Annotated in this window: 10 protein-coding genes; 1 reads left to right on the forward strand and 9 read right to left on the reverse strand. The window is 71.6% G+C overall.

What is annotated here, in order from left to right; all coding sequences use genetic code 11:
- Positions 1–2,048: 2,048 nt before the first annotated feature.
- Positions 2,049–3,455, reverse strand: a complete 1,407-nt coding sequence (locus JX283_RS05105) for a Sapep family Mn(2+)-dependent dipeptidase (protein ID WP_204829617.1) — start codon at positions 3,453–3,455, stop codon at positions 2,049–2,051.
- A gap of 132 nt (positions 3,456–3,587) precedes the next feature.
- Between JX283_RS05105 and JX283_RS05110 the strand changes: the two genes are divergently transcribed.
- Positions 3,588–4,271, forward strand: coding sequence for an HAD family phosphatase (locus JX283_RS05110; RefSeq protein WP_204829618.1), 684 nt, complete (start codon positions 3,588–3,590; stop codon positions 4,269–4,271).
- 60 nt (positions 4,272–4,331) lie between these two features.
- Here JX283_RS05110 and JX283_RS05115 read toward each other — a convergent pair whose 3' ends face one another.
- The 8 genes from JX283_RS05115 to JX283_RS05150 form a co-directional block, all read right to left on the reverse strand.
- The gene (locus JX283_RS05115; protein WP_239652474.1) at positions 4,332–5,771 is read right to left on the reverse strand and encodes a glycosyltransferase; all 1,440 of its coding nucleotides are present in this window, start codon (positions 5,769–5,771) and stop codon (positions 4,332–4,334) included.
- Complete coding sequence (locus JX283_RS05120; protein ID WP_204829620.1) at positions 5,692–5,895, reverse strand: cold-shock protein; 204 nt, start codon at positions 5,893–5,895, stop codon at positions 5,692–5,694. The genes JX283_RS05115 and JX283_RS05120 overlap by 80 nt, the downstream gene beginning before the upstream one ends.
- 315 nt (positions 5,896–6,210) lie before the next feature.
- Positions 6,211–7,878 carry a formate--tetrahydrofolate ligase gene (locus tag JX283_RS05125; protein WP_204829621.1) on the reverse strand — a complete coding sequence of 556 codons (1,668 nt, stop codon included), beginning with the start codon at positions 7,876–7,878 and terminating at the stop codon, positions 6,211–6,213.
- Between the two features lie 498 nt (positions 7,879–8,376).
- Complete coding sequence (gene ruvB / locus JX283_RS05130; protein ID WP_204829625.1) at positions 8,377–9,438, reverse strand: Holliday junction branch migration DNA helicase RuvB; 1,062 nt, start codon at positions 9,436–9,438, stop codon at positions 8,377–8,379.
- Positions 9,438–10,073, reverse strand: a complete 636-nt coding sequence (gene ruvA / locus JX283_RS05135) for a Holliday junction branch migration protein RuvA (protein WP_204829622.1) — start codon at positions 10,071–10,073, stop codon at positions 9,438–9,440. Before ruvA ends, ruvB begins: the two co-directional genes overlap by 1 nt.
- A gap of 10 nt (positions 10,074–10,083) precedes the next feature.
- Positions 10,084–10,587 carry a crossover junction endodeoxyribonuclease RuvC gene (gene ruvC / locus JX283_RS05140; protein ID WP_135978773.1) on the reverse strand — a complete coding sequence of 168 codons (504 nt, stop codon included), beginning with the start codon at positions 10,585–10,587 and terminating at the stop codon, positions 10,084–10,086.
- Positions 10,588–13,225: 2,638 nt separating this feature from the next.
- Complete coding sequence (locus JX283_RS05145; RefSeq protein WP_204829623.1) at positions 13,226–13,609, reverse strand: desulfoferrodoxin family protein; 384 nt, start codon at positions 13,607–13,609, stop codon at positions 13,226–13,228.
- Positions 13,610–13,751: 142 nt separating this feature from the next.
- Positions 13,752–16,655: an amino acid permease gene (locus tag JX283_RS05150; RefSeq protein WP_204829624.1), complete on the reverse strand. Its 2,904-nt coding sequence runs from the start codon at positions 16,653–16,655 to the stop codon at positions 13,752–13,754.
- Positions 16,656–17,100 lie beyond the last annotated feature (445 nt).

The raw sequence follows: 17,100 nt of genomic DNA on the forward strand, positions 1-17,100 counted from the left end.
CTCTCCTCGTTCGTGGCCGAGCAGCTCGACGACGCCGGACTGCTCGACCTCGCCGACGACGCCCCCGCGCGCCTCCGACCCGACGCCCGGTCGGGCCAGGTGCGCCTGGACATCAAGGGGCCAGCCTCGACGAGGAGGGCGTGAGGGCCCTGCGGCGCGTGGAGTCGGCCCTCAACCGCGCCGTTTATGCCAAGCGCTGCCTCGGCCGAAGACCCGAGACCACGGTCTCCGAGCTCTACCTGCTCTCGGACGTCATCGAGCGCTCCGTCACCTGTGAGGCCGCCGGCATCGACACCGGCGCCGCCGGGTACGGCGACCGCGGCGAGTGGGAGGTGCGCCGGGCCCTGGCCCTTGGCATCCGGTCGCTACGCCTCCCCTACCGTCTCGAGTGCCGATTCCGCCTCAACCTCGAGGCCGGCGTGGCGGCCCTCTCCTTCGGCACCGTGGAGCCGGACGTCGTCGCGCCCCGCGAGTGGTGCGGGGACGGCGGCACCCGCCGCACCACCCGGGCGCGCCGCGAGCTCAGGGCCGCCAGGCTCGCGTGCCGCGAGGCCATGGTGCTCGCCGCCATGGCGCTCTCCACGTCGCCCCGCCTCCACGTGGCGTGGGTGCAGGCCGCCGACGTCGACGGGCGCCCCCTCATCTCCTGGCGCGCCACCCGCGCCGCCGTGGCAGCCCTCGACCTCGAGGGCCCCGGCGAGCGCCCCGAGGACGAGCTCGCCGCCCTGGGCGCGTCCGTCGACGCCCACGACGGGCGCCTCCACCCCGTGACGCTGCGTTTCTCCATGACCGACCCGCTCCTCTGCCCCCCGTGGTGGGGCGACGAGCCCGAGGCATCCCGGCACCCCCTGACGCCCGAGGCGGCCCGGGCCCTCGGCGCCTCGGCCATGGCCGACCTCGNCATCCGCGGGACCGCGCGCCGGGAGGCGGCCGCGGACCGCGCCTGCGCCACCCTCGACGGAACCTGCTCCCACGCCGTGGCGGCCGTCCTCGAGGCCACGGCCCACGACGACGACCGGGAGGTCCGCGCCGCGGGTCAGCGCGTCGTGCGCTCCCTCATCGACGGCACCCTGGACGGCGGCGACCCCGGGGCCGTGCGCGACGCCCTCCTGACCGACGGCGACCTCGGCCGCGCCGTGGCCGACGCCCTCTCGCTCCTCGCCTCCCCCGAGGGCGGTGACCCCGTGCGGGTGGAGCGGTGCGCCCGCAGGCTGGAGGGGCTCCTGGCGGCCGAGGAGGACGCCGAGCCCTACCGCGACGACGCCTGCCGCGTGTGGCGCTTCTTCAACACCTACGCCGAGCGCGGGCTCCACAACCGGCTGTCGGGCCCCGACGGCCGCGAGGTACGCCTCGTCCCGGCGCCCTACTACCACGCCCACGGCACCCTCTCGAGCCTCTCCATGCGCCTGGGCCGCGCCGACCGCGTCCTCGCGTTCGCCCTGCGCGCCGTGGAGCTCGACCCCATGGACGTCAACGCCCGCCTGAGGGCGGCCCGGTGCTACGAGCTCCTGGGCGACGCCCCCATGGCCGAGGCCACCGTCAGGGAGCTCCTGTCCCTCGCCCACGACCCCGACTCCATCTGCGCCGCCTACCTGCGTCTGGGTGGCGCGCTCCGCCAGGAGGGCGAGCTGCGCCTGGCCGACGCCAGCCTGCGCCACGCCCTGGCCGTGGGCGGCGCGTGCGCCCCGGCGGCCGCCAAGGCCCTTGGCGACCTCCAGGCCCAGGGCGGCTACGAACCGGCCCCCGCCGGCACCGTCGCCGACGAGCTCGAGGGCGCCGGCATCCCCCTGGCCCCCGTGGCCCGGGTGGGCGAGGTCCTCGTGGACGGCGCGAAGGCGGCCGTGGACGCCGGCATCTTCCCCGTGGCCCGCGACCTCACGACCCTCGTGGGCATCCTCACCAACGACGAGAGCCTGCTCACCGTGGCCCTCTCCATGGAGGCGGACGCCTGACCCACCGCCGGCGGACAGGGACGGAAAAGGGCGCCCCAGCCGCCGTGGCCAGGGCGCCCTCCCGTTCGCGGAGCGCCGGTGCGAGGGGCCCGACCCCTAGAGGTCGAGCTCCATGAGGCGCGCGATGGCGTCGATGTAGATGGAGAGCGAGTCGCGCAGGAGCTGCTCGGACACGCCCTCGTTGGGGCCGTGCATGCCGCCCACCCAGTCGGGGTTCACCAGGTCGGTCTCCTCGGGGCCGAACGACGCGGCATTCTTGAAGTCGCGGGCGTAGGTGCCGCCGCCGATGGTGAAGGGCCTCTTGTCCTTGCCGGTGTGGTCGTTGTAGGTCTGGATGAGGGTCTGGATCTCGGGGCTCGAGGGGTCGACGTAGAACGGCACGAGGGCGAGGTCCACCGTGAGGGTGCAGCCGTGCTCCTCGCCGAGCTTGGAGAGGACCTCCTCGAGGTGCTCGGCCGTGGTGGACTTGGGGAAGCGGGCGTCGACGGTCTGCCTGAAGCGGCCGTCCTCGACCTCGATGGTGCCGCCGATGCAGGTGAGGGGCTCGAAGATGTCGTCGGTGGCGTCGATGCCCAGGGAGCTGCCGTCGGTGGTGGCGAAGATGAGGCGCTCGAGCTCGAGGAACGGGCGCTCCTCCTCGGAGTGGAGGCCGTTGTCCCAGAGGTAGTCCACCAGCATGCCGATGGCGTTCACCGTGCCCTCGGGCAGGGAGGCGTGGCCGCCCTTGCCGTGGGCCGTGAGGCGGGCCAGGCCGTCGCCGGCGTCCTCGATGTCGATGCCCTCGGCCGCGGGCAGGGAGGCGGCGTCGGCGCGCACGGTGACCTCGGCGAGGTCGGGGATGGCGTTGCCGGCGGTGCCGCCCTTGAAGTCCACGATGGTGCCGCCGGCCANGGGGCCGGAGGTGAAGGTGGCCGAGAAGCCGCCCTTCTCGCCGCAGCACACGGGGAACTCGGCGTCGGGGGTGAACAGGAACGCCGGCTGCTCGAAGTGCTCGTTGTAGTAGTCCACGTCGCCGAGGCCGGTCTCCTCGTTGGCGCCGACGATGCAGCGCAGGGTGTAGGGCAGCTCCTGGCCGCGCTCCTTGAAGAAGTGGGCGGCCCAGAGGGTGAGGGCGAGCGGGCCCTTGTCGTCGAGGGTTCCGCGGCCCATCAGGTAGCCGTCCTTCACCGTGAGGGTGAACGGGTCGGTGTCCCAACCGGTACCCACGGGCACGATGTCCACGTGGGCGATGGTGGCCACCTGCCTCTCGCTCCTGCCGGGCAGGTCGGCGTAGCCGATGTAGCCCTCCACGTCGTGGGCGTCGAGGCCCAGGCGCTCGGCGATGTTGAGCGCCGCGTCGAGGCCGGCCTTCGGGCCGGGGCCCCACGGGGCGCCTGGGGCGGCGGCTGAGAGGTCCTCCACCGAGTCGATGGCCACGAGGGTGGCGATGTCCTCGAGCACCTCGGGCCACACGCGCTCCACGTAGGCGTCGATCTCCTCGCGGGAGACCTTGGGCTCTTCCATGGCGTACCTCCTTTGCCGGCGCCCTGGGCGCCGCTTGTCCTGACAGCTTCCTTCACGGCCCATGAAACCACATCCAACCGGCCCGCGCTCGGCTATACTTCCCGCGTCCGCCGACCGACCACAGGAGCGCCCATGACCCTCACAGGCCCCGCCGACCTCGCCCCGGGGCGCACCCCCTTCACGGCCGCCATCTTCGACTTCGACGGCACGATCGCGGAGTCGTCCCACGTCTGGCGCCTCGTGGACGAGACGTTCCTCTCGCGCCGGGGCATCGCCTACGAGCCGGGCTTCTCCGCGCAGCTGGCCGCCCGGGGNTTCAGGGAGGGCGCCCGCTGGGTCATCGGCACCTACGGCCTCCCCGACACCGTGGAGCAGGTCTGCGACGAGTGGAACGACCTCGGCAGCGCCCTCTACCGCGACCGGGTGCGCCTGAGGCCGGGCGCCGAGGACTACATCCGGGCCCTCCGCGCGGCCGGCGTGGCCTGCGCCCTCGCCACCAACAACGACGCCGCGGTGCTCGACGCCCTGAAGCCGCGGGTGGACGTCGACTCGCTGTTCGACCNCCGGGTGCACGGCGCCGAGGTGGGGCGCGACAAGCGCTGGCCCGACATCTACGTGGAGACGGCGCGCCGCATGNNCCGGGAGCCGGGACGAACCGTGGTGTTCGAGGACATCCCCGCGGGGCTCCGCTCCGCCGCCTCGGCCGGGTTCACGGCCGTGGGCGTGCGCTCCGACGACCCCACCCAGGACCTCGACGCCGTGAGTGCCGAGGCCACCCTCGTCATCGACGGCTGGGAGAGGCTCACGGCCCGGTAGGCCGGTCTCCGCCGCCGGCGGTGCCCCGGGGGCTCGGCCGGGTCGAGGGGCGGCCCTCTCTCATCGCGCCCCCGCCACGGCAAGGCCGAGGGCCACATCCTCCTCCACGGCACCCTCGGCGAAGGCCGCGAACCGCTCGCAGCACCGCGAGACGCGCATGGACTCACCCTCGGCGACGTAGCGCGCCGACATCCTGGCACGCTCGTCGGGGTGCTCGATCCANCAGTCGNGGNGCTCGGCGAGCGCCNGGGGATCCCTGGCCGGGAAGAGGCTCTCGGGGGTGAGGGCGAAGGCCGCGGGCGCGCTCTGGGGCGCCTCGCCGATGACGGGTACACAGCCGCAGGCCAAGGCCTCGAGGNCCGAGATGGCCTCGATGTCGGCCACGGAGGCGTGCACGTAGAAGGGGCTCGCCTGCTCCAGCGCCACGAGCCCGGCCGCGTCGTGGANCTCGAACGACGGCGGCACCGGGAGCCGGGATCCCAGCCGCTCGAGGGAGCGCCGGCAGGGGCCGGAGCCGCAGATGTGGAGCCTGATGCGGTCCCGGTGCCGGCTGAGGCCCACGGCACGCAGGATGGTCTCCTGGTTCTTCTCGGGCGCGAGGCGCCCCACGGTGACCACGTGCACCANGCCGTCGGGGCCGAAGGTGCCCGCCGGGGCCCCGGCGGGCACGAAGGGTGCGGGCACGCCGTTGGAGATCCCGGTGGTGCGGGCGCGGTAGCCGTGGTCGNCGAGACGGCCCGCGATCATCTCGCTGGGGCAGTGGACGCGGCGCACGCCGTCGTAGAGCCAACGGCGGAACAGCGCGTACACGGCGCCGCACACCGGGGGCGCCGCGCCGATGCCGGCGTTGTAGGTGACGTTCTCGGGCTGCAGGTGGAAGGCCGCCGATNNGGCCACGCCGTGGGAGCGCGCCCACCGGAGGGCCGCCCGCTCCAGGGCGAACGGGAGGAAGAGGTGCACGAGGTCCACGCCCCCGAGGGCGCGGTCGAGCGCGTCCGGGTCCGGCTCNCCGAACCGGAAGCCGCAGCNCGTCGACACCGGGGTCACCACGGGGATGCGGCGCTCCGGCAGGGGGAAGGCGTCGTCCCCNTCGGCGCCCACGCCCACGAGGCGGACCTCGTGACCCTGAGCCCTGAGAGCGCGGGCGTAGCGCCGGGCGGTGACGGAGGTCCCGTTGGAGTGGACCCCGAGGTCGTCNATGACAAANGCGATGCGCANGGCGCGGCTCCTCTCGGTGCGTCGGTCCCGGGGTGGCTCGGCCTTGGGGCGCGTCGGCCCTGGGGTCGTCCCCGCTTTTCTCGGGGACCATGTACCCGTCCGGACCCTCGGGACCCCGCAGCCCGGCAAGAGAACGGGGGGCGCACCCGGTCGGATGCGGCCCCCGTACGGCGTGCCTTCAGGAGGCAGGTCAGACCCTACGCTACGCCTTGCGGACGTTGGAGGCCTGGAGCTTGCCGTTCTGGCCGGTGGTGATGTCGAACTCGACGACCTGGCCCTCATCGAGGGTCTTGAAGCCGTCCATCTGANTCTCGGAGTAGTGAACGAACAGGTCGTCCCCGTCCTCGCGAGAGATGAAGCCGTAGCCCTTGTCCGGGTTGAACCACTTAACAGTACCGTGAGCCATGACGTNCCTTTCTTTCTGTTGCNCTTGGCTTAGGGCAACCATGGTGCGCGCATGCGCGCTTGAACAAACGCCCCTAGGGTCAGACCCCGCAAGGGCATGGGTTAGTTTAACCGAAACCCCCGACCGCAGGCCCAAGAACCGGGTCCGGGATCGGACGTTTTTGCGCGCCGGGGCCCGAGACGCACGGGACGGGCCGCTGAACTGGGGATACCGCCCCGGGCAGAAGGCGGGGCCGACACCGTGCCCGACCCCGCCTCCGTCACATCTTCACTGAAAAACACCTTGACAACCCAACGACAGGCATCGATGGGAAGCCTAGAAGAGACCGGTGATGCGCCCCGTCTCGTCTACGTCGATGGACTCCGCCGCCGGGTGCCGGGGCAGGCCTGGCATGGTCATGATGGCGCCCGTGAGCACCACCGCGAACCCGGCGCCGGCGTCCACCTTGACCTCGCGGACCGTGATGCGGAACCCCTCGGGGGCGCCCAGCCTGGCCTGGTCGTCCGTGAAGGAGTACTGCGTCTTGGCGATGCACACCGGCAGGTTCCCGAAGCCGTTGCGCTCGAGCTCGGCGANCTGCCGGAGGGCCTGGGGCGTGAAGTCGACGCCGTCGGCGCGGTAGACGCGCCTGGCCACGGCCTCCACGGCACGGCGCACGGGCGTGCCGCTGGGGTAGGCGTAGTCGAAGTCNTTGGGCTCCCCCACCAAGCGCAGGACCTCGCGGGCGAGCTCGAGGCCGCCCTCGCCGCCCTTGGCCCACACCTCGGAGAGGCGCACGTCCACACCCTCCTTGCGGCAGGCCTCCTCCACGAGGGCGAGCTCGGCCTCGGTGTCCGTGGGGAACCGGTTGACCGCCACCACGCAGGGCAGCCCGTAGACATCGCGCATGTTGGAGACGTGGCGCAGGAGGTTGGGCATGCCCTGGGCCAGGGCGCCGAGGTCCTCGGTGGCGAGGTCAGCCTTTGGCTGGCCGCCGTTGTACTTGAGGGCGCGGACCGTAGCCACCACGACCACCGCGTCGGGGGCGAAGCCGCCCATGCGGCAGGTGATGTCGCAGAACTTCTCGGCGCCGAGGTCCGCGCCGAAGCCCGCCTCGGTGATGGCGACGTCGCCGTAGTGCATCGCCATGCGCGTGGCCATGACCGAGTTGCAGCCGTGGGCGATGTTGGCGAAGGGGCCGCCGTGCACGAAGGCCGGGGTGCCCTCGAGGGTCTGCACGAGGTTGGGCATGAGGGCATCCTTGAGCAGGGCGCACATGGCCCCCTGGGCGTGGAGGTCGCCGGCCCGCACCNGCTCGCGGTCGAAGGTGTAGCCCACGACGATGCGCGCGAGGCGCTCCTTGAGGTCGGTGATGGAGGAGGACAGGCACAGCACGGCCATGACCTCAGAGGCCACCGTGATGTCGAAGCCGTCCTGGCGGGGCATGCCGTCGGCCACGCCGCCCAGGCCATCCACGACGTTGCGGAGCTGGCGGTCGTTCATGTCCACGCAGCGGCGCCAGGTGATGCGACGCGGGTCGATGCCGAGCTCGTTGCCCTGCTTGATGTGGTTGTCGACCATGGCGGCCAGGAGGTTGTTGGCCGCGCCGATGGCGTGGAAGTCGCCCGTGAAGTGGAGGTTGATGTCCTCCATGGGCACCACCTGGGCGTAGCCGCCGCCGGCNGNCCCGCCCTTGATGCCGAAGACCGGCCCCAGGGACGGCTCGCGCAGGGCCACCACGGCGTTGGTCCCGAGGCGCCNCATGGCGTCGGCCAGGCCGATGGTGGTGGTGGTCTTGCCCTCGCCGGCCGGCGTGGGGTTGATGGCGGTCACGAGGACGAGCTTGGCCCNGTGGCCGCCCGCCTCGCGCAGGACCCCGATATCCACNTTNGCCTTGTCGCGGCCGTAGGGGACGAGGTCCTCTTCGGGGATCCCGAGCCGTGCGGCAACNCCGGCTATGGGTTCGGGGNTGGCCNCCTGGGCAATCTCGATGTCAGAAGGCATGTCTCTCCCATCTCGTCGTGCGAACGGTGAGCCCCCATGCTCCGTGCGACCTAGCCGATGCCGGCCTCGCTGCGCGCCCGTTGGATGTCGCGGTCGACCTCGACGTACTGCTCGGGCACGACGTCGCGGCTCACGCCGAAGGCCAGGGCCACGGCGCGGGCCTGGTCGCGGCGGAGGCGCGCGGTGTCGCGGTCGCCCGAGATGAGCGAGGCGTCGGCCAGCGCGTTGAGGACGTAGGCCACGAAGTCGCCCACGGCCTCGCCGTTGCCCCCGTGCCGCATCATGGTGACCATGGAGTCAGGTGCGAGGGAGAGGAACATCGCCGGGTCGAGCTCCATGAGCTCGCCGAGGGCGTCCTCGGTCTCCGACACCCCTTCGGCGGAGNGCAGCACGACGGCGTCGCGCAGCGTCTCCGACGTGCGCTTGGTGAACGACTCTATGACCTTGNCCAGGTAGTCTCTCTGCAGCATGGTTCTCCTATCCTACACCGGTTCCATTTCAGGAAACCGGCGGTGCGACCGACAGGTGCTCGAAGGCGGCCAGGGTCGCCTGGCGCCCCTGGGGCGTGCGGACCATGAGCCCCTGCTGGAGCAGGAACGGCTCGTAGACCTCCTCGATGGTGNAGGGGTCCTCCCCCACCGCGCTCGCCAGGGTGGACAGCCCCACGGCGCGGCCGCGGAACGTCTCGGCCAGGGCACGCAGGATCTTGGTGTCCATCCAGTCGAGCCCCAGCTCGTCTATCTCGAAGAACGCCAGGGCCTCGGCGGCCACCTGCCACGTGACCGTGCCCTGGGCGCNCACCTGGGCGTAGTCGCGCACGCGCTTGAGGAGGCGGTTGGCCAGGCGCGGCGTGCCGCGGCTCCGGCTGGCCACCTCCTGGGCGNCCGGGAGGTCGANGTCCACGCCCAGGATACNNGCGGANCGCAGCACGATCTGGGTGAGCTCCTCCACCGTGTAGTAGTCGAGCCGGTACGAGATGCCGAAGCGGTCCCGCAGCGGACCCGTGAGCAGGCCCGTGCGCGTGGTGGCGCCCACGAGCGTGAACGGCGGGATCTCGAACCGCATGGAGCGGGCGCCGGGGCCGTCGCCCATGATGATGTCCAGGAAGAAGTCCTCCATGGCCGAGTAGAGGATCTCCTCCACGTTGCGGCTGAGGCGGTGGATCTCGTCGATGAAGAGGACGTCGCCCTCGCCGAGGTTGGTGAGGGTGGCCGAGAGCTCCACGGGGCGCGTGATAGCCGGACCCGACGTGGTGTGCAGCGTGCCGCCCATCTCGTTGGCCACGACGGCCGCCAGCGTGGTCTTGCCCAGGCCCGGCGGGCCCGAGAAGAGCACGTGGTCCAAAGGCTCGTTGCGCGAGGACGCGGCGTCGATGAGCACCCGGAGGTTCTCCTTCACGCGGCTCTGGCCGCAGTAGTCCTCNAGCGTCTNGGGCCTGAGGCCGCGCTCGATGTCGAGGTCCTCGACCGCGAGGTCCGCCGACACCGGACGCCGCTGGCCCGTCACGTGGTTGCCGGCGCCGTCCGCGAAGAGGTCCCTGCCGGCCTCGGCCTCCCACATCACGGGCGGCCCCCGATGCGCTTGAGGGCGTAGCGCACCGCCTGNTCGACGGTGNCGTCGTCGGGCAGGCCCTCGAAGACGACCTCCGCCTCTTGGGGCGTGAGGCCCATGGCGAGGAGCGCTGCCGTAGCCTCCTCGACCACGGAGGGGCCGCCCGTGGGCGCCGGACCCGCGCCCACGAGGTCGAGGGGCGCGGCGGCGGAGGCGATGGCCTTGAGCTCGGGGTCCTTGGAGAAGGCCTGGGCGAGGTCGAGCAAGAGCCGGGGCGCGGACTTCTTGCCCACGCCCGGCACCGCCGTCATACGGCCCACGTCCTGGCACGCCACCACCTCGGCGAGCTGCCGGGGCGTGAACGACGAGAGGATCTTGAGCGCCAGGGCCGGGCCCACCTTGGGGATCTGCACCAGGCGGTCGAACACGGCCCGCTCCTCGCGGGTGGAGAAGCCGAACAGCGCCACGGCGTTCTCGCTCACCCTGAGCCGGGTGAGGAGTGTGACGCCCGGCGTGCCCGGGGCCGGGAGGTCGGCCGCCGTGGTGCGGGAGACNCCGAGCTCGTAGCCCACGCCGCGCACGTCGAGCACGACGGCGCCCGGCTGCGAGGCATCGACGACGGTGCCGGTGAGCTGTGCGATCAAATGGGGCCTCCTATCGGGGGACGGCCACGCGGGCCTTGGCGAGCGTGCGCTCCAGGTGGGCGTGGCACACGGCGGCGGCGAGGGCGTCGGCGCAGTGGTCCGGTTTGGGGTCGTGGTCCAGGGCGAGCACCGTGCGCACCATGTAGGTCACCTGGTGCTTGTCGGCCGCGCCCGTGCCGGCCACGGCCTGCTTGATCTGCATGGGGGTGTACTCGCCGATGGCGCAGCCGGCGGTGGCGCAGGCCACGAGGGCGGCCCCTCGGGCATGGGCCGTGGCGATAGCGCTCTTGGTGTTCTGGCCGAAGAAGATCTGCTCGATGGCGACGTCCGTGGGATGGAATCGCTCTATCACCTGGGCGAGCTCTCTGTGGATGGCGCCAAGGCGCTCGGGCAGCGGGTCGTGGGCCTTGGTGGCGACGCAGCCGTAGGCGCGGGCGCGGCAGAGGGTGCCGCGGGTCTCCACGACGCCCCAGCCCGTGTGGGCCAGGCCCGGATCTATGCCCAGAATGACCACCGCGCCTCCCGCGAACAGACGTTCTACAGAGCCACCAGTGTAGCACGGGGAGCGCGGCGGCGCTCAGTTCTTNGAGAAGAGGCCCGATCCCCAGATGTCGTCGCCGTCGGTGGAGAGGCCCCCGCCGAGGGCGAAGTCGCGCAGGTAGCCGCGGATGTCGGTGGGCATGGCGGCCTCCGCCGGGTCGGGCACCGAGGCCTCCACACCGGCGATGGCCTGGAANCGCCCGATGAGCTCCGCCACGTCGNCCGGCGGCTCGCCGTCGTCGGAGAAGACGCCGTCGAGCTCCTCGTCGGTGCGCACACGGTCGTCCNAGTGGCACGAGAGCGGCATCCGGTGCTCCACGAGGGAGCGGTCCGACAGCACGGGGCCCACGGGGCAGGTACGGCGCCCAAGCTCCGAGGCGATGACGCGCGAGAGGACGGCGCGGGCCTCGTCGGGGGGCGTCCCCGCGCGCACGAGGTCCGTGAGCGACTCGCCGCGCTCGATGACCCTGAGCAGCAGGGAGTCTATGTCCGACAGCGCGCGGGCCTTGGAGCGCAGGCGCGGCNNGGCCACNATGCNGACGGGCACCTCGAGGCGCGCCTGAACGGTGCGGGGCACCACCGGGCTCTTGAGGTTACGGTCGGACACGAGAGCGGTGAGGTCGGTGCGGTAGACGTCCGAGAAGGGCGCGAACAGGGCTCCGTGGTAGTCGTCGGGGTCCTGACCCAGGGCGAGGGCGGTCTTGTCCACTGAGGTGAGCGGCAGGAGGCGCTCGTCGGGAAAGATGCGCGGGGCGACGGCGCGGGCGAACCGGCACCAGAGCGACGGCGAGGCGTCGCCGAGGAGCTCCCCCACGGCCGAGAGGGTCTCCGCGGGCACCTCCTCGCAGCCGATGCGCAGGTTGGAGGGCAGCCGGCGGGCATCGGCCACAGCGTCCCCGCCCATGGCCGGTACGATGAGCCCGTGCACCCGGGTGGGGCCGAGGGCGTCCACGGAGAGCGCAGCGAGGGCGCAGGAGAGGAGGTCGCCCGTCATGGGCAGCCACACGCCGTCCCACCCCTGCTTGTCCACGAAGTCGCGGAGGGTCACCGTGAGGGCGCTCCAGAGTGAGCGCATGCGGTGGTACGAGGGCGGCGCCACCGGGTCCTCGAGCGGGCCCTCGGCGAGGGGCTCGACCTCGGTGACGGCAGCGGCCTCCTCGAAGGCGGGCAGCACGCAGGCGAGCTCGCCCCACGGCGCGAGGATGAACGAGCCGCCGGCGTAGGCCATCTCGTCCTGGGCGCCCACGGAGTTCACGGCCACGAGCCANCTGTTNGCGCGCGTGGCGTNCTGAAGGTAGAAGCCGTCGCCCACCGAGCTGGCCATGGACGTGGCCTCGTCGTCCGTGTTGTAACCCTCGAAGGGCAGGTAGACGATGACATCGGCGTTCTCGACCCCCTGGGAGTAGACGTCCAGTCCCGCGAAGTCGAAGGCCACGCCGAAGTCCGTGTAGCCAAGCTGGAACTGCACGGCGGGCTCCTCCACGGGCATGGAGCCGCGGGCGTTGACGTTGGCCAGGTAGGAGGCCATGCGCAGGGGCACGATGCGACCCTCNNGGATGNAGGCGACCTCGGGCACCGGGGCGCCGGCGAACTCGAAGACGAAGGGCACGAGCGACGGCACGGAGCAGCCGTCGGCGAGGCTGTCGAGGGCCGCGGCGACGTCCGCCTGGAAGCCCTCGGCGTTGAGCAGGGTCTGGGGGTCGTAACCGGTGAGCACGCAGGCCGGGTACACGGCGAGGTCGGCCCCCTGGCGCACGAAGGCGCGGTCGTGGGCGAGAATCCTCTCGACCGTGTCCTCGAAGGCGCCCATGGTCGCGTTCATCTGGGCAATGGCAATCTTCATGGAAAGCCTCCCTCGCCCTTGGCCCCAAGCATACCCCACGGGCACAAACCGCGTGATAGCGCCCAATGGAATTGAGGAGGTCCCGCCATACATAGACGTATCCACCGCTGCGGGCAGCACCCGCCACTGTCCCACCACCCGGACACTTTTGTCCCAATGGTCGGACACTTCTGTCCCACCTCGCCGGCGGTGCGGGGCCGCCCCGGTCCGAGGCCGCGGCGGCGTGCGAGGGGCGCGGCGTACGACGGCGGGGGGCAACACGGCAGCGGCGTGCGGCGGGGCGCCCTGTAGGGATTGCGTGCGGCGGGGCCGCCCTGTAGGGGCGCCCTGCAACGGGGCGCCTTTGCGTGCCGTAACCCGCCCTCCAAGGCCCCTTGCGGCAGAGAGGCGCCGGAGGGGCGCACGGCAACGCGGGCCCGCGCCAGAGGGGCGTTGCGGGGCGGCCCTGCACGGCACCGCCGCGACCGCCCCCGACGGGCAGGGTGCCGCTGCGGAGACGCCCCGCCTCGGGTCACGGTCGCCGCCGCGACCAAACATCACAATCGCAATAGGATAAGTGACAGATGGGCCAGGCACCTCTGTCACGCGCCTCTGCCACGCGGCCCCGGAGACAACCCCGCCGCAGGCCACGACCCCGTCANAGGCCCCCGTCAGGCAGGGAGGCCCCGGCGACGCACTCGCCGGGGCCTCCCATCACAATCGCAATAGAGGAAGTGACAGATGGGCCAGGCACCTCTGTCACGTCATGCGCTCCGGAAAGGGGCGCGGCCTAGAACTCCCGCTTCCACAGGCCGTGGAGGTTGCAGTACTCGTAGGCGGTGCCGTGCTCGATGCCCTTGCCGTTGAAGGTGAGCTCGGGGGCCTCGCCGGGCTTGAGGTACTTGATCATGACGTTGCCCTCGGGATCCACGACGGCGGCCCACTGGATGTAGTGGGCGTCGAGCNTGGGGTGGTCGGCGGAGCCGATGTGCACCACGATGTCGTCGCCGTCGCGGGTGACGACGGGGACGTGCTTCTCGGTGGCGGCGTCGGTGGAGTCGGCGACGAGGAGCTCCATGGGCTCCCCGCAGCACACCGGCGTCACGCCGCCGTCCTGCACGGTGTAGAAGATGTTGCCGCAGTGGTTGCAGCGCCAGAACTTGATGTCTGCCATGGTTGGGTCCTTTCGTCTGTCGGGAGCCGGTCCGGCCCCCACGATCCTTGACTGTCTACCACCGGGCGCACCGCCCATGCGCCGCGCGGGAACGCCCAGAAGAAATCCAAACCCTCCCCCGGCGAACCGGGCGGCGCCGGCGTCACGGGACGATGAGCACGACGCCCGCCACGGCAGCCGCGAGCACGCAGAGCGCGAGCACCTGCTCGCCGCGCGGCAGCCGCTCGCCCCGGCGCGCCCAGAGATACACCGGGAGCCCCGCNGCATAGAGGATACAGGCCACGGCAAGGAGCTGCACACCGGCCTCTAGCACGAGGTATGCGGAGAAAAGCGATCCGAGGGCGCCCGTGACGAGTCCCGAGCGGCGCCCGGTGACGCCTCCCCAGGGGCCCCGGAGCGCCAGCTTGAGGAGGAACAGGCAGCACACGAGGTAACAGGGCATGGCCATGACTGCCGTGATGTTGACCATGGCCGACCACGCGGCCCCCGAGAGGAAGTGGGCGGCCACGAGCATGCACTGGATCAGGACGCAGGTCACAAAGAGCGAGAAGGTGGGGGCGCCGAACCGGTTCTCCCGTGCGAAGGCGGCGGGGAACACGTGGTCGCGGGCGGCGAACAGCGGCATCTGCCCGAGCATCACAGTCCACACGAGCCACGCCNAGAGGAGCGACACCACGACGCCCGCCTTCACNACGGCGGAGGCCCACCCCATCCCGAGGGCGTCGAGGATGGAGGNCATGGAGGGGCNCGCGGCGGCGGCGACCTGGTCCTGCGNGAGGCAGCCGAAGGGCNGGAGCGACANAAGCACGTAGAGCACGAGCACCACGACGTAGCCGGCCACCGTGGCCGCGGAGACGGCCTTGGCGCTCTTGGCCTCCCCCGACACGACGANCGCGCCCTCGACGCCGATGAAGAGGAACAGCGTCACCGTCATGGTGTCGCCGACCTGGCCTAAGAAGGCCGCTGGCTCCAGGCCCGCGAGGCCGGCCGAACCGGCCAGGTGCTCCCCCACGAAGGCGAGGGAGAACCGCGACGCCAACAGGCAGGCGAACAGCACGATGGGCACCACCTTGCAGACGGTGCCCACGACGGTGATGGCGGCCGAGCTCTCGGCGCCGCGACGCGCGAGGAGGAACATCGCCCACGTGACGCACGAGGAGAGGGCCACGGACGCCCAGTTGCTGCCGTCGCCGAACACGCCCAGGAAGACGGCGTCGAGGGTGGCCGGCAGCAGCACGCCGTAGGCCACCATGGCGAAGATATTGCAGACCCAGTAGCCGTAGGCCACGAGGTAGCCCGCCAGCGGGCCGAAGCCCCGCTCGGCGTAGGTGTAGATGCCGTTCTTGAGCTCGGGCTGCTGGAGCGACAGCACGCGGAACGTGTTGACGACGAAGACCATTCCCACGCCGGTGACGACCCAGGCGAGGGCGNCGGCGGCAGGNCCGGAGGTCTCGGCCACGGACTTGGGGAGGTTGTAGACCCCTCCCCCGAGCATGGCCGAGACCACCAGGCACACCAAGCCGAAGAAGCCTATGCGGCGGGTGGGCGTGCCGCCCGCCGGAGCCGCGCCTNCNGCAGCGCCTCTNCCACCCACGGANCAGCCGAAGACGATCTCGTGCTTGAACACACGAGTCTGGACCAGGTAGTAGATGACGCCGAGGAGCACCCAGCCCCAACCCATGAAGAGGATCTGGGGGTCGATGGAGAACAGGATGGCGCCGGTGACCAAGGCGCCGAGGACAGGCAGCACGGCGGACCGCAAGAAGGGCAGCTTGACCTTCTTGCGGCCGAGGGCGTACCAGATGACGCAGATGTTGAGCAGGCAATAGGTGGACAGGGCGCCGAAGTTGCTGAGCTTGGCCACCTGGGTCATGCCGAGCGGGATGAGGAACAGCAGCATGACGAGGGACAGGGCGCACACGAAGAGCGTGGCCACCTGGGGCACGCCGGTCTTCTTGTCCATGATGCCGAGTTCCTTGGGCAGGGCGCCCGAGCGGCTCATGACGTACAGCACGCGCGAGATGGAGGTGGTGGCGGTGAGGCCGGTGAAGGCGCCGAGGGCGATGGCGTTGGCGACGGCNCAGACCACGCCGAACCAGGGGCCGCCAACGGTACCCGCGAGCAGGTAGAAGCCGGTGTCGGCGNGGCCGGCCATGATGGAGCCGGTGGGGTCGACGCAGGTGGCCACGTAGCACATGCCCACGAACATGCAGGCGAGGATGACCACGATGACGAGCATGGACTTGGCCGGCCCCTTCTTGGGGTCCTTGGCCTCCTCGGTGAGGGTCGCCNCGCAGCCGAAGCCCACGAACGACATGGCGCCGAGGGAGACGGAGCCCATGAGGCTCTTGGGCTCGATCTTGGACGGGTCGACGAACGCCGTGAGGGTGAAGCCGCTCGTGGAGGGGTGCCCGAGGATGTAGGCGACGCCGAAGACGATGAACATGGCGAAGACCACGATCTCGCAGACCAGGGCGACCTTCTCGACCTTGATGGCGTTGCCAAGGCTTCGGATGGACAGGCACGTAACGAACGTGAGGAAGATGAGGCACCAGGCCCACACCGGCACCTGGGGGAGGTACTGGTTCAGCGCCTGGCCGGCCTGGATGAACATGAGGTCGGGCGTGATGAGGTACTGCAGGAGCATGAGCCAGCCCGCGACGAAGCCCACGGCGGGCGAGATGGTCTGGCTGGCATAGGTGTAGATGGAGCCCGACGACGGGAACAGCGGGATCATCNCGCCGAANGAGAAGACCGNGAANAGCATGCCCACGGCGCCGATGAGGTAGGACAGGGCGGGCATGCCGTTGGAAGTCTGGAAGATGGAGGCGTAGAGGGCGAAGGGCGCGATGGGCACCATCATGATCATGCCGTAGGACACCATGTCCTTGNTGCCCAGCTTCTTGGGNGCCGGTATCTTCTTCTCCGGCGTCACAGGGGCCATGCCGCCCTGGGTCTCGGGGTCGTGGTGGTACCTGAGACCACGCTCGNCCGGGGCCGTGACGGTCGTGGCGGACGCTCTCTCCTCCTGGGTGCTCTGGGCCATTTCAGCCTGCTTTCTTGTCTGGTCCGGAAAGGCGCCGGCCGGGACGGGTCCGACCGGCGCCGAGGTGTTTCCTATCTACCCACGGGGGCGTTGGGCTACGCNTTGGGGGCGTCGCCCTCGTCTGCCGCGACGGCGTGCTTGGCCGCGGGAGCGTCGTGGGCAGGTGCGTCGCCCCCGCCTGCAGCGGCGGCGTGTTTGGGCACGGGCTTGGCGGCACCGGCGTCCCCGACAGCGGCGTCCTTGGCGGCCTCCTGCTCCGCGGCCAAGGCCTCCCGGGCGGCGCGCTGGGCGCCGGCGAGGGCGGAGTCGGCCGCGATGCGGTTCTCCTCGGCCTGGATGCGCACCTGCTCGCGGGCCACGGCGGCCTCCGCGTCGGCGAGGGCCCGCTCGTCGGCCTGCTCCGCCGCGGTGGTGGCCCGGCCGACCCCGCTGCCGACGCCCGGGC

Origin of the sequence: Olsenella sp. CU969, from assembly GCF_905219715.1 — a bacterium.
GTDB classification, from domain to species: Bacteria; Actinomycetota; Coriobacteriia; order Coriobacteriales; family Atopobiaceae; genus Granulimonas; species Granulimonas faecalis.